We start from the raw sequence: 14094 nt of genomic DNA on the forward strand, positions 1-14094 counted from the left end.
CGGGGGGCTGGCTATCGGCCCTGCTTGTGTGGTATGCTTCCGGTACATGAAAAGACTCGCCCTGCTGGGCTGTTGCTGGCTTGTTGCCGCCCTTTTCCCGGCGGCGCTTCGGGGCGCCGACCCCTCCCTTGCCGGCGGCCCCAACGGGAACACCTGCCAGGCCATCGTCTACTCGACCAATCCGCACTATCCCCCGTACGACTGGGCCGTCAGCGACGCCGCCTTCGACGGGGCCAGCATCGAACTGCTTACGCGGGTCGTACCCGAGGGCGTCACCCTCAAGCCCCTGGTCCTGCCCTGGAAACGGGCCCTGTACCTGGCCGGGCAGGGCGAGATCGACCTCCTGGTCAGCCTGCGCATCACGCCCGAACGGGAGCAGTACCTCGACTTCACCAACCACCGGGCCTTTCCCAACCCCATCGTGGCCTTCGTGCGCAAGGACAGGGCCTTTCCCTACCACGGCTGGGACGACCTGCGCGGCCGCCTGGGCGGGGTCAGCCTCGGCGACACCTTCGGCGGCGGCTTCGACGAATACCTGCGCGCCAATCTCCGGGTCGAGCAGGCCCCGAGCATGGAGGAAAACTTCCGCAAACTCGCCGCCGGGCGCATCGACTACTGCGTCACCAGCCTCTACGTGGGCCAGGCCTACCTGGCCAGGCACCCCCTTGCCCAGGCCATCGTCGCCCTCGAACCGCCCATCTCCAACCAGGACATCCATTTCGCCATGAGCAAGCGTTCGCCGTGCCTGGCCCTGCTCGACCGGATCAGCCGCGCGCTGGCGCAACTCGACGCGCAGGGCGTTCCCGAAGCCCTGCTGCACTCCTCCCTGCGGCGCTACCAGGAGCACGTCGCCGAGACCCCGAAGTAGCGCCCCCGGAACCCGCATGGACACGCCCCCCCCGCCGCCTGCCAAAGGCACCAGCATCAGCCGCCGGCTGCTGCGCCCCGTGGCGGCCGTGAGCCTGGCCGTCGCCCTGGTGCTGGCCGTCGCCCAGGCGCTGCTCACCTACCAGTCGCAACGGCGCGCCGTGGGCAACACCCTGCGGCTGATCGAAACCACCCAGGTCAACGGCATCGGCGAATCCCTGTGGGCCTTCAACCGGCCGCAGCTCGAGGCCCAGCTCGAAGGCATCCTCCACTATCCGCGCATCGTCCACGCCGCCGTCTCCTCCGACGGCTCGCCCTACGCCCAGGCCGGCCAGCCCAGGGACCACGACGTCACCACCGCCGACATCCCCATCCACCATGCCGGCCCGACGGGCCTGGTGACCCTCGGCAACCTCACCGTCCAGGCCGACACCTCGGGCATCCTGGCCGAGACGGCCCGCCAGGCCGCCGTCAACCTGCTCGTGTACTGCGCCATCGTGGCCATGGTCACGGCCCTGACGCTGCGCTTTTTCAGGAAGATGGTCACCTGCCACCTGACGGAGATCGACCGCTACTTCCGGGGCCGCGAAACCGGCCACGAAGCCCCGGCCCTGGCCATCGGCCGCCCGGCCCGCCACAACGACGAACTCGACAACATCGTCGATTCCGTCAACCGCATGCTCACCGAGCGCAAGCAGGCCTACACCTTCTTAAACGACCACAAACGGCTCCTCCAAGACATCCTCAACGCCGTTCCCCAGTCGATTTTCTGGAAGGACGCCCGCAGCGTCTACCTCGGCTGCAATGCCGCTTTCGCCCGGGATGCCGGCCTCGACGCCCCGGAGGGCATCATCGGCAAGACCGACCATGACCTGCCCTGGTCCGCCCAGCAAACGGCCGGCTTCCTGGCCGACGACCGGGAGGTCATGGCTTCCGGCCAGGCCAAGCCCCACATCGTGGAGACGCTACGCCGGGCCGACGGGGTCCAAATCTGGCTGGACACGACCAAGCTGCCCATGTCCGACGCGGCCGAACGCATCATCGGCGTCCTCGGCGTCTACGAGGACATCACCGAACGCATCCTGTCCGAGCGCCGGCTGCTGGAGGCCAAAAGCCAGGCCGAGATCGCCAGCCAGTCCAAATCCGCCTTCCTGGCCAACATGAGCCACGAGATCCGCACCCCCTTAAGCGGCGTGCTGGGCATGCTGCGCCTGCTCCAGATGACGGAGCTGTCCGGGGAGCAGACCGAATACGTCCTGGCGGCCATCAAATCGACCAACCGCCTGACCCGGCTGTTGTCGGACATCCTGGACATCACCAAGGTCGAGGCCGGCAAGATGCGCCTGGTGGAAACGGCCTTCCCGGTCGAGAACCTGCGCAAGTCCATCCTCGACCTGTTTACGCCAAGCGCCGCCGAAAAACGGCTCGCCCTGACCTTCGACATCGACCCATCCCTGCCGGGCCGGCTCGTCGGCGACGAGGCCCGCATCCTCCAGGTCCTGTTCAACCTGGTGGGCAACGCCGTCAAATTCACCGAATCCGGCCAGGTGGCCGTGGCGGCGACCCGGCTGCCCCTGTCCCCCGGCGGCGCGGCCCGGGTGCTGCTGACCGTCGCCGATACCGGCATCGGCATCCCCGACGACCAGCTGGCGGAAGTCTTCGCGCCCTTTGGCCAGGCGGAAAACACCTTCACCCGCCGCTACCAGGGCGCGGGCCTGGGCCTGTCCATCGTGCAAAAACTCGTCGCCCTGATGCGCGGCAGTATCGCCATCGACAGCACGCCCGGCGCGGGCACCACGGCCTATGTTTCCCTGCCCCTGGGCCTGGTCGCGCCGGCGCAGGCGCAAGCCCCCCCGCCCCCCGACACCCGCGGCCAGGCCGCCGGCCCGGCCCTGCGCCTCCTTTTGGCCGAGGACGAGGACGTCAGCCGCATCGCCACCAGGCGCCTGCTGGAAAAGCTGGGGTTTGCCGTCACCTGCGCCCGAAACGGCCAGGAGGCGGTGCGCCTTTTGGCCGCAAACGACTTCGACTGCGTCCTCATGGACGTCCAGATGCCGGTCATGGACGGCCTGGAGGCGACCCGGGCCATACGCGGCCTGGACCCGGCAAGCGGCAAGGCGGCCGTGCCCATCATCGCCATGACCGCCTACGCCATGGACGGCGACAAGGAGAAATTCCTGGCCGCGAGCATGGACGATTACCTTTCCAAGCCGGTGGATGTCGCGGAACTCCTGACCGTTGTGCGCCGGGCGACCCAGGGCCGCACCGCCGCACTGGCGCCGAGCCCCTCGGGTCAAACCGTATGATTTCAAGCCCATGCCGAAAACCGCCCCGGCTTGACGTCGCCCCTGCTTTGTCATAGCAGGAAACTGGCATAGCCGCTTACTGCGCTGGGGCGCCAGGGCGCTTCGGCCACGTACGGGCGGCGGCAACATCATGACGGCATCACCATTCCCGCGACGCGTCGCCTCCTGCCCGCTCCCCCGCGCGGCCCGTTCCCGCCCAGGCCCTGCCCCCTGCCCCGGCGACGCCTTTTCGCGCCCAATCCCCCGACCGGCTCGACCCATCGTCCCGCGTCCAACCGGCCCCGCCCCTTCCCGCCGACTGCCGGGCGTGGCCGTGCAAGCAGTGCCTCCATGTCGCCCCATCCCGCCCAGACACCTCTGATCTATTTCTCCTTTTCCGTCGTCGCCCTCTACGCCCCGGCCCTGCTGGCGGTTTTCGGCCTCTATATGTTCATGACGCGGCGCAAGACGCGCCTGGCCCGGCGGCAGGAGAAACACCAGCGCGTCCGGCAGGAGATCGCGGCCAGGGCGCAGGCCAAACGGCAACGCCTGGCCCTTGCCCACCAGCGGCAAAACATCCGCGAACTGGCCGCCATCGTCTCCGAACAGCTCGAAGCCAACAAGGCCCGCATGAGCCCCTCCATGCACCAGCGCACGTCGGTTTTCATCGAAAAGGCCGTCACCACCGTGGATTTCGCCAGGCTGCTGGCCCTGCACCGCTATTTCGCGGAAAACGACACCAGCCGGCTGCCGCTGGTCATGGACATTTTTTTCGAACAAACGAGGTAACCATGGCGTTTCCGGAAAACATCGGCCAGTTTTTTTCCCGGCTCATCAACTCCTTTCGCGGCGAGTCCGCCGCCTGGCGCCGGGAGCACCAGCCGGAACTCGACCGGCTCAAGGAAGAAAAGCTCATGGCCGCCTCGGAGCTCAAAAACCGCCTGGAGCTCATGGAGATCCGCTTCCGCGAGGAATGCCGGCGCACGCGCATGGAAGAGGAGCGGCAAACCGAGCAGTTCGCCGAATTTTTGTCCAGCATCGACGAGATGAAGGCCAACATGCTGGAATACTACGCCACCATGCCCAAGCCCCTGGCGCTGATGATCCACCACCACGCGGCGGAACTCCTCAAAGAGGCCTGGCACAGCCCCGACGCCCGGGACCGGGTGGAAAAGCAGGCCCGCTTCACCCGGTTCATGCTCACCGTCACCGAGGACCTGGCCGCCCTGGGCGACGGCCAGTCCGCCAAGGCCCTGCCCGAAAAGACCATCGCCTTCATCCAGGAGGAAAGCGACGAGCTTTCCGGACAGCCCGACGCCTACGGCCCCAGAATCAGGTAGACCGGCGGGATGGGGATGGGAACCGCCAGGCCGGTGAAGTCCGCGCCCCAGAAATTGCCGCACAGGTTCAGGCCGTAGTTGGTGATGTTGCCCTGGTTGTCCCCGGTCGGCGACAGGGACACGCCGGTGGTTGCGTACTGCGGCGGGAAACTCCAGCCCGCCTTGGCGGCGGTCAGGGCGAAAGCGGTATTGGAGGCCAGCTTGGAAAAGGCGAAGAGGCCGTTGGCGTTGGTCTTGACCGTCAGCGCATCCTTGGTGTCCCGCTGGTTGGTGATGGTCACGGCCACGTCGGCGATGGCCTGGCCGTCCTTGTCGCTGACCCGGCCGCTGACGACCTCGCCGCCGCCGGTCGTGTAGATGTTGTAGATGATCGTCCAGACGGTGGTGAACGGCGAGCCCTCGGGATCGATGACGGGCAGGTTGTACCAGACGTCCCACAGCCCGTCCCAGCCCATGTTGCAGTGGTAATAGGGCGTGGCGTCCTCGTAGCCGTAGCCGTCGGCCACGACCTCGTGCCCGGCGCTGCTGTTGGAAATGGTCAGCATGACCGGCAGCCCGGCGTCGAGGTTGGTGTTGATGGCGTTGCGGTACTGCTCGGCGCTCATGGAATACGCCGCCGTTGGCCCGCCGCTGTTCCAGACGGCGTTGGAGAAGCCGAACACGTCCGTGAGGGCCGAGGCGGCGAACCACTGGTAGGCCCCGGACACGCAGGTGGAATAGTCCATCTGCACCGTCGCCCCGGCGTCGGCCATGAGGGCGGAGATGGCCTGGCGCGCCGCGTCCGGGGTGGAGGTGCCCGGGGCCAGGGGCATGGCCGCGAAATCGTAGGCCCCGCCCTGGCCGTCGCCGCCCCGGGTGGCCATTTGCATTTCCCCGCACTGCTGCGGCGCGGAGCCGGAGCAGGACTGGCAGAGCTTGACCGGCCGGGCCGTCGTGCCCACCCCCCTGGTGGGGAACTCGAAAAAGCGCATGACCTGGGCCATGGCCGTGGCCACGCAGCCCGTCAGGGTGTTTTGCCCCCCGGTGGTCTTGGGGGTGTAGAGGTTGTAGAGGGGCTGGTCGTCCTTGTCGTTGCTTTGCCCCCATTTCGTCTGAAGAAACGGCGCCACGCGCACCGTGGAGACCGTGTCCCTGTGCTGGCGCGCCGCGGCGCCCCGGTTTTCGGCTCCGTCCAGGAGCAGGCGCCATTTGTCCTCGGCCGCCTGCCCGGCCGAGGTCCCCCTGGTCCGGCCGGCGGCGAGGCGGTCCGCCGCGTCCGTGGTGGCCAGGAAGTACAGGGGGCTGGCCGGGTCGCCGTCGTAGGCGCCACTGCCGGAAAAAGCCAGGATGGGTTCCATGGTGTCGTCGCCGGCCACCAGCACGAAGCCGGCCGGCGCCAGGGCGACCGTGTAGAAAAGGGTCGTGCCGTCGGTATCGGCCTGGGCGGTGACGCTGCCGGTCGGGCCGGCCGTGGCCGGGGCCAGGGCGCGCTCGGGCAACCCCAGCCAGGCCGTGGCCGCCGCCAGGGCGATCTGGGGGGAAACCGGCGCGGCGCTCGCCGCCAGGGGCCAAACGCAAAGGCAAAACAGGAGGACAAGGCGGGCAACCAGGGTCATGCGACACTCCCTGACGCCGGGGCCGCGAAACGTCCGGGCCGCGCGGTCGGCTCCCCGTGGCGGCGTCGAAAAAATTCGCCGGAGGGTAAGGTTTGCCGTTTTCCCAAGCCGTCGGTCAAGAACTTCCCGTCACCCGGCCCGACCACACCCGAAATGTCACTCGCAGGCTTCCTGCGCCTCCTCCCCGCCGCCGGCCGCCGCCGGCCGCCGCTGCCGGGCCTCGGTCAGGCAGGAAACACCTTCGCCGCGCCGCAGGGGCACGAAACACAGGTTGTCGCTCACGCAGGCCGACGGCCGCCGGTCGCCGGCCTGCCAGCGGGCCACCAGGCCGGGTTCGCGAATCAGCGGCCGCGACAGGGCCAGCAAATCGGCCGTGCCCGAGGCCAGCAGCTCCTCGGCCGTCTCCAGGCTGCGCAGGCCGCCGACCAGGGCCAGCGGCAGGCCGAGCCCGGCCGCCTTGAGGCTTTGGGCGGCCTCCCGGTACCAGGCTTCGCCCTCGGGAATGGGGAACCGCCCCGGCCGGATGGGCGAGAGCTTGCCCGAATCGAGGGTGCCGCCGGAGAGCTCCACCGCGTCCACCCCGGCCGCCTCCAGCCAGGTCACGATGCGGCGGCTCTCGGCGGCGGTCAGGCCGCCGTCGAGAAAATCCTCGCTGTTGATCTTGACCAGCAGCGGATAGTCCCGGCCGACCAGGCTTCGGATGGAGCCCACGACCTCCAGGAGCAGCCGGGCCCGGTTCTCCAGGGAGCCGCCGTAGGCCCCCTGGCGGCGGTTGGTGCGGGGCGACAGGAACTGGCTGATGCCGTAGCCGTGGGCGGCGTGGATCTGCACGCCGTCGGCCCCGGCGTCGCGGCAAAGCGAGGCCGCCGCGGCAAAAGCCGCCTCCAGCCGGGCCAGGTCCTCGGCGGTCATGGCCTGACAGGCGGCCGCGTCGGCATTGTCCGGGGAGGAAGGCCCCACAGCCGGTTCGCCGGACAGGGCCGGATCGGCCCGGCAGCCGGCATGGGCCAGTTGCACCACGAACCGCCCGCCATGGGCGTGGACGCGGCGGGCCAGCCTGGCCACCCCGGCCTCCATTTCCGGCTTGTGGACGCCCATCTGGCCGATTCCGGCCTGACCGCGCTTTTCCACGTAGGCATGGCCGGAAATCACCAGCCCCACCCCGCCCACGGCCAAGGCCTTCATGGCCGCCTCCAGCCGGTCCGTGACCGAACCGTCGGGCGCGGCCAGGCCCTCGGCCGTGGCCGAGCGCACGAAGCGGTTGCGCAGCCGCATGCCGTTGATGACGATGGGCGAAAAGGCGCGCACGGGGGTCAGGCCGCCTCGAAGCGGCCCATAAACCGCTCCAGGTCGTTTGGCTCGCCGTCCTTGTAGTCCTCGGGATACAGCAGCGCGCCCATGAAAAAGATGCTTTCCAGGGACAGGGCCATGGCGGCCCGGCGGGCGAAATCCTCCAGGCCCGCGGCGAAGGCCGCCGCCCCGTCGGCGCTGCTTGCAGCCAGCACCGGCCCGGCATCCTCGGGCAGGGCTTCCAGGACCAGGCATTTTTCCGTGAGCCTGGCCCGATGCGCGGCCGTGTCGCCGTCCTCGTGCAGGGCCCTGGCCGCCTCGGCCTCGAGCCGCCGGACGTCGCGGGCCGCCTGGCCGGCCAATTCCAGGGCCGTTTGCGGCACCTTGCGTTTGCCCATCGTTCCTCCCTTGCCCGCCGGCCGCGGCCGGGGGCCAGAATCCGTGGTAACAAAAGGCCGGCCCCAGGCCAAGACCCTCGCCGGCACGGCGGGGCATGCCCCGGCCCGTGCGGCCGCCCATCGACCCCCTCCGCCCAGGCCGGCACCGTCCGCCCCAACCGGTTCCGTACGCTCCGACCGGCTCCGTCCGCCCCGGCCGGGACCGTACGCTCCGACCGGCTCCGTCCGCCCCGGCCGGGACCGCGCGTCCCCCAGGCGACGGCCGGCGCCCCCTTGCGGCCTGGGGCGCCCCACTTCCCAAGACGGTTCTTTTTTCATAGGATGCAAGGCTGTTATGACGCCCCCTGTGCCCGAACCAGCCGCCGCGCCCCGCCCTGTCCGCCCCGCTGCCGGGGACGGCGGCCTTTTCGGCCGCCTGCACTTCGACCGGGGCGACCGCCGCCTGCTGGAACTCGTCGACGAGGTGCTGGCCAAGCCGTCCACCAGCCTGCGCCGCCTGCTCGCCCCGTACCTGCATCCCCACGGCATCAAGGAGATGGCCGCGCCGCCGGCCATGCGCATCGCCTACGCCACGGCCAGGCTGCTCGGCTCCCTGGAGGCGGACCAGGCCGAGGCCCGGCTGTCGGCCCTGCGGTCGCTGCGCGACGAGGTGCTTTTCTCGGCCGCGTCGGCCCTGCAAAAAAACACGGCCCGGGTCCTGTTGCAGATCATGAAGGAGCTCGTGCGCGCGGGTGGCGATGCCCGCCGCCGGCTGGAGCTGGCCCACGACTTCCGCACCGCCGCCCAGGGCAAGCCGCGCGTCGTGCGCCGGCTTCTGGCCGAGCGCCACCTGCTGGAGATGCCCGAGGCCTGGAATCAGCTGGCCTTCGACGACCACGTCCACGACGCCAATTCCAAGGGCCGCAAATCGCCCACCCACCTGGTCATGGACGCCTGGATCAAGGGCATCCGCCGCCTGACCGTGGTCCATTACCACTACGTGCGCCAGGACACGGCGGCCGAACTGCTGGAGGCGGCGGCCATCATGGGCATGGAGGCGGACATCGCCATCGAGTGCCTCACCCGCCACGAGGGCCGGGTGGTCAAGCTGCTGTGGACCCCGGTCGGGCTTGGCGAGCCGTGGCGTTTCGCCGCCTTCCTCGGCCGGCCCAACGTGCGCCGGTTCATGGAGGAGGGCCGGGCGCTGGCCCTGCGCTGGCGCGACCACGCCCTGGCCCTGCTCGAAGCGGTCAACGACCGCCACGCCCCGGCGTTGCGGGAGGCCGTGGGGCTTGCCCTGCCGCGCCTTTCCCCCGAGGACTTCCTGGCCTTTATCGGCACCGGCCAACCCAGCGTGCTCCATCTGGCCCGGTTCGTCCACGACGCGGCCTCGCGGGTCCTCGACGCCGAAACGCCGGACCTCGACGACCCCGAAGCCCGCAAGGCCCACCTGGCCCGGCGCGACGCCGTGGAGGTGGAGACGCTTTTAACGGGCATGCTCTCGCCCAAGGCCAACCCCGGCATCCGGCCGCCCGACGAGCCGGCCCCGGACGAGGCCCCGCCCGAACGGCTGACCCAGTCCCCGGCCGCCCTGGCCCGCCGCCTGGGCCACCTGCACCGGGACAACCACCTCACGCTGGTGGTCACGGAAATCAGCCGGGCCGACGCGCTGACGGTCCTATTTTCCTGCCACGGCGCCATCACCCACCTGGAGCTGTTCAACCTGCGCGTCTTCGAGACCGAAGGCCGCTCCAGCGAGGACGCCCTGGAATTGCTGACGGCCCTGGGCGCCGGCGACGTCTCGGCCGTCAAGCGCCGGCTCGTGGCGGCGGCGAACCAGGCCGAGGCCGCCGGCGACACCGCGGCCGCGGCCCGGCTGCTGGAGTTGCGCCAGGAGGCGGCCCCGCTTTGCGCCATCTACCGCCATGCGCCCCTTGGCGTGCGCCTGGGCTCGGATTCCGCCGGCCGCTCCACCCGCACCCGGGGCATGGGGCTGGTGGTGGCCGACACCTTGCCCGTGGGCGCCAGGCGCCATCTGGCCCGGCGGGCCGGTCACCCCAGGCAGAGCCTGCGGCGGGCCATTCCGGTGGGCGCGGCCGTCACCCCGCGCGAGACCGCCCTGGCCGACGCCTTCACGCCGGGGCCGCTGACAAGGCTTTTGCGGCGACTGCGCGAACTGCCCGGGTTGCGGCTTTCCGGCTACCGCTGGCGGCGCACCTGGCTGTGGCGGCGCACCTACAAGGCCGACGCCCGCACCGCCAACATCCACACCCTGGGCGGCATCCAGGAAACGGCCAGCGAACGCCTGGCCGAGGAGGCCGGTCAGCGCCGAGCCCGATTCCGCTGGCGCTACGTCAACGGCAATTTCAAAAACACGCTGAAAATCCTCACCGGCTTCGCCGTGGCCGCCGCCTCCTTCGCCGCGGTCAACTCCTGGTGGGTGCTGGCCTACGGCGGCGCCTGCATCTGGTTTGGCATCACGGGCCTGCGCAACCTGTTCCAGGCGGCCGTGGGTTGCGGCGGGGTGCGCCGCAGCCCCCTGGTCGTGTGGCGGGACTACGTCAGCGCCGACCGCATCGCCGATTCGCTTTTTTTCACCGGCTTTTCCGTGCCGCTGCTGGACATCCTCGTGCGCCTGGCCCTCCTCGAACGGGGGCTCGGCATCACCACGGCCACCAACCCCCTGGCCCTCTATGCGGTCATGGCCCTGGCCAACGGGCTGTACCTGGCCAGCCACAACCTCTACCGGGGCCTGCCCACCGCCGCCGCCGTGGGCAACCTGTTTCGCACCATCCTGTCCATTCCCCTGGCCCTGGCCCTCAACCAGGCCCTGGCCGCCGTGCTGGCCGGGGCCGGGGTGGCCTCGCCCCAGGCGGCCCTGGAGCCCTTCGCGGCCATCGTGTCCAAGTGCGCCTCGGACAGCGTGGCCGCGGCCATCGAGGGCCTGGCCGACCGCACCCGCTACGTGCGCATGCGCATCCGCGACTACCGCCATAAATGCCGCCAGCTCTTCGAGGCCCATGCCCAGCTGGAGCGGGCCTATCCCGACGCGGACGCCACGCGGCTTCTGGAAACGCCCAAGGCGCTGATTGCTTCGCTTCGCGAACGGCGCGGCGACCTGGAAAAGATCGTCATCGTCAATGCCTTGGATTTCCTCTATTTCTGGATGCACCAGCCCCAAGCCCGGCCGGTGGCCGAACGGACCATACGCGGCATGACCCTGGAGGAGCGGCGGATTTTCCTGCTGTCCCAGGACGTGCTGCTGCGGGAACGCGAGATCAGCCGGCTGCTCATCGACGGGCTGGTCGGCCGCAACTTCGCCCCGGCCCTGGCCTTCTACCTGAGCAACGCCCGCCGCTACCTGGACGACATGCGCGCCCTGGCCGAGCGCTATCCGCCGGCCGCCAGCCTAAGCCTCGAAAACACCCTGCCCGGCCGCCACGAAGCCTCGGACGTCTCCTGACGCGGCGGCCGCGACGCGCCTGCCGTCAGGTCTCGGCGCGGGCGGCGCCAAGGACCACCGGCGCCGCCGCCCCGGCCGGATGGCGCCCGATCCACCAGGTGGACAGGAAGCTGACCACGCCGGCCAACAGCACATAGCCGGCCACGAAGTACGGCCCGTCGTCGCCAAGGCCGAGCAGGGCCGTGGCGATCATGGGCGTTATGCCGGCGGCGTAGACCCCCGAGACCTGGTAGACGAACGAGATGCCGGTATAGCGGACCTCGGCCCGGAACATGTCGGCGAAAAGCGCGGCAATGGGGCCGTAGACCAGGGCGTGGAAGACGCCCAGGGGGATGACCAGGGCCGCGAAGACGCAAACCGGGTTGTCCGGGCCGGCCATCATGAGCCAAAACGCCGGAAAGGCCGATAGGCCGGTACACACACAGCCCAGCATGAACACCCTCGGGCGGCCGTAGCGGTCCGACAGGCGGCCGGCCACGGGCAGGCAGGCCATGAGCACCAGCGACGCGGCCATGACCCCAAGCAGGGCCACGGTCTTGTCCACGTGCAGGGTCCCGGTCAGGAAAGTGATGGAAAATACCGCGAAGATATTGAAAAAAACGCCGTCGATAAAACGCGCCCCCAGCCCGGCCAAGACCAGTCCCCGGGATTCCCGCCAGATGGCGGCCAGGGGCAGGGCCGGCGCGCCGCGCCGCCGCCGGGCCATGACCCTGGCGAATTCCGGCGTCTCGTTGACGTTGTTGCGGATCCAGGAGCCCAGAAACAGCAGCACCACGCTGAGCAGGAAGCCGATGCGCCAGCCCCAGGCCAGAAACTGCGCCTCGGTCAGCCCCCACGACAGCAGGCCGACCACGCCCGAGGCCAGGCACAGCCCGATGGACAGGCCCACCTGGGGCAGGCTGGCGAAATAGCCGCGCCGGGCCGGCTCGGCGAATTCGTAGGTCATCAGCACCGCCCCGCCCCATTCGCCGCCAAGGCCAAATCCCTGGAGCACGCGCAGCAGCAGGAGCAGGGCCGGCGCGGCGAGGCCGATCTGGTCGTAGGTGGGCACCAGGCCCATGCACACGGTGGAGGTGCCCATGAGCAGGAGGGTGAAAAGCAGCATCTTCTTGCGGCCGAGCTTGTCGCCGAAATGCCCGATGACCAGCCCGCCCACGGGACGGGCGACAAAGCCCACGGCAAAGGTGGCATAGGAAAGCAGCGTGGAGACCAGGGGCTGGTCGGCCGGGAAATAGAGCTTATTGAGCACGATCCCGGCCAGGACGCCGTACAGGAAAAAATCGTACCACTCGATGGTCGCCCCCACCACACTGGAGACCACCACCCGCCGCAACATCTTCTTGCCCGCGACATCCATCGCCCGCACTCCTTCGCCGTCCCTCTCCCCCCGCGAAAGCGCCGAACGCGCCACACCGGCCCGCCGGCCGGGCCCCCGGAACCGACCGTGCTCCGAACATCCTGCCCGAATCAAAAGGTTTAGGCATATTGCAAAGTTATCCTATTCGTTTTGCGGCGATTGGGAAAGGGGGGAGCCGGCCAGGGCCTGACCGGCGCCGGGCGACCATGAGGGTGTCAGGGCCGGCCTCGGCGGCATCGGGCGGCGTGGCGGGTGTCCGGGCCAGACCGGGCAAAAGCGGCAACAAGGACGGCAGCGGCTGCCTGTTGGCAACCACCAGCCGGTTGCCGCCAAGGCATTCAGGGCGCCCGGCCTTGTCGGGCGGAAACGGCCATGGGCCGGCAGCGGCTGCCCGTGGCGCGCCACCGGCCGGTTGCCGCCAAGGATTTCAGGGCCGCCCGGCCTTGCCGGACAGCAGCGGCAGCAGGGCCGGCAGCAGGTGCCGGTTGGCCGCCACCAGCCGGTTGCCGCCAAGGGGGTCGTCGCCACCGTCGATGTCGGCCACGGCGCCGCCGGCCTCGGTCACGAGCAGCGTCCCGGCGGCCACGTCCCAGCGGGCCAGGCTGACCACGAAAAAGGCGTCCAGCCGCCCGGCGGCCACGGCGGCCAGGTCCAGGGCGGCCGCCCCGGCCCGGCGCACCCCCGCCGCCTGGCGGGCCACGGCGCAAAACCGGGCCAGATAGTCGTCCAGGCCCGGGAAACGGGGCGGCGGCACGACCGTGCCGACCACGGCCTCGTCCAGGCGGGTGCGGCCCGCAACGGCCAGGGGCCGGCCGTTGCAAAAGGCCCCGCCCCCGGCGATGGCCGCGAAACACTCGGCCCGCGCCGGATCGGCCACCAAGCCGAGCAGGGGGCGCCCTTCGTGTTCCAGGGCCACGGACACGGCGTAATAGGGGAAGCCGCGCACGTAATTGACCGTGCCGTCCAGGGGGTCGACGATCCAGCGGAAGGGGGCGGTGCCCGAGGCGCCGGTTTCCTCGCCGAGGAAGGCATGGCCGGGATAGGCCCGGCGGATGCGCCGGCGGATGGCCTCCTCGGCCCGGCGATCGATGTCCGTGGCGATGTCGCCCGGCGCCTTGACCGTGTGCCGCAGGCCGGCCAGGTCGGCCTGGCCCGCGAGCAGTATGGCGCAGGCGGCCTCTACGGCCTCGGCGGCCACGTCCATGGCCGCGCGCGTATCGAAGCCGCTGCAACTGCCAGCCACGGCCTGGCCGGGGATGGGATCGAAGCCCCTGCCGTTGCCGGAGAGGGCCTGGCCGGACATCGGATCGAAGCCGCTGCCGGAGCCGGCCACGGCCTGGCCGGGGGTCGGATCGAAGCCGCTGCCGGCCACTGCCTGGCCGGATATCGAATCGAAACCACGTCCGCCGCCAGCCACGGCCTGGCCGGGGGGCGTATCGTAGCCGTTGCCGGTGCCGGCCCTGGGCTGGCCGGGTTTGGGATGCGTCATGGGGCCTCCCGTGGCGCCGCCATCGCGGGCC

10 protein-coding genes are annotated in these 14094 nt (G+C 70.3%); 5 read left to right on the top strand and 5 right to left on the bottom strand.

Going from position 1 to position 14094, the window contains the following annotated elements; translation table 11 throughout:
- Window positions 1-46: 46 nt before the first annotated feature.
- The 4 genes from ACP59X_RS19190 (at window position 47) to ACP59X_RS19205 (ending at window position 4492) form a co-directional block, all read left to right on the top strand.
- On the top strand, window positions 47-868 hold the full coding sequence (locus tag ACP59X_RS19190; protein WP_428561552.1) for a substrate-binding periplasmic protein: 822 nt from the start codon (window positions 47-49) through the stop codon (window positions 866-868).
- A gap of 16 nt (window positions 869-884) precedes the next feature.
- Window positions 885-3173, top strand: coding sequence for a response regulator (locus tag ACP59X_RS19195; RefSeq protein WP_428561554.1), 2289 nt, complete (start codon window positions 885-887; stop codon window positions 3171-3173).
- A 330-nt stretch (window positions 3174-3503) separates the two neighbouring features.
- On the top strand, window positions 3504-3941 hold the full coding sequence (locus tag ACP59X_RS19200; protein WP_428561556.1) for a hypothetical protein: 438 nt from the start codon (window positions 3504-3506) through the stop codon (window positions 3939-3941).
- Window positions 3942-3943: 2 nt separating this feature from the next.
- Window positions 3944-4492 (top strand): hypothetical protein, encoded by a 549-nt coding sequence (locus tag ACP59X_RS19205; protein ID WP_428561559.1) that lies wholly within the window; start codon window positions 3944-3946, stop codon window positions 4490-4492.
- Here the strand turns inward: ACP59X_RS19205 and ACP59X_RS19210 are convergent.
- The 3 genes from ACP59X_RS19210 to ACP59X_RS19220 form a co-directional block, all read right to left on the bottom strand.
- On the bottom strand, window positions 4471-6087 hold the full coding sequence (locus ACP59X_RS19210) for a C10 family peptidase (protein ID WP_428561562.1): 1617 nt from the start codon (window positions 6085-6087) through the stop codon (window positions 4471-4473). The two genes, ACP59X_RS19205 and ACP59X_RS19210, sit on opposite strands and share 22 nt — an antisense overlap.
- Window positions 6088-6243: 156 nt before the next feature.
- Entirely contained in the window at window positions 6244-7395 is a 1152-nt protein-coding gene (locus ACP59X_RS19215; RefSeq protein WP_428561564.1) for an NADH:flavin oxidoreductase, read from the bottom strand.
- Between the two features lie 5 nt (window positions 7396-7400).
- The gene (locus tag ACP59X_RS19220) at window positions 7401-7775 is read right to left on the bottom strand and encodes a hypothetical protein (protein ID WP_428561567.1); all 375 of its coding nucleotides are present in this window, start codon (window positions 7773-7775) and stop codon (window positions 7401-7403) included.
- Between the two features lie 334 nt (window positions 7776-8109).
- On the opposite strand from ACP59X_RS19220, the gene ACP59X_RS19225 reads away from it, so the two are divergent.
- On the top strand, window positions 8110-11217 hold the full coding sequence (locus ACP59X_RS19225; RefSeq protein WP_428561569.1) for a hypothetical protein: 3108 nt from the start codon (window positions 8110-8112) through the stop codon (window positions 11215-11217).
- A 25-nt stretch (window positions 11218-11242) separates the two neighbouring features.
- Here the strand turns inward: ACP59X_RS19225 and ACP59X_RS19230 are convergent, their stop codons facing one another.
- Together ACP59X_RS19230 and ACP59X_RS19235 are read right to left on the bottom strand one after the other, a co-directional pair.
- A complete protein-coding gene (locus ACP59X_RS19230; protein WP_428561572.1) occupies window positions 11243-12574 on the bottom strand; it encodes an MFS transporter in 1332 nt (443 codons plus the stop codon).
- A gap of 427 nt (window positions 12575-13001) precedes the next feature.
- Window positions 13002-14063: an inositol monophosphatase family protein gene (locus ACP59X_RS19235; RefSeq protein WP_428561575.1), complete on the bottom strand. Its 1062-nt coding sequence runs from the start codon at window positions 14061-14063 to the stop codon at window positions 13002-13004.
- Window positions 14064-14094 lie beyond the last annotated feature (31 nt).

Origin of the sequence: Solidesulfovibrio sp. DCME (genome assembly GCF_049995385.1) — a bacterium.
Classification (GTDB): Bacteria; Desulfobacterota; Desulfovibrionia; order Desulfovibrionales; family Desulfovibrionaceae; genus Solidesulfovibrio.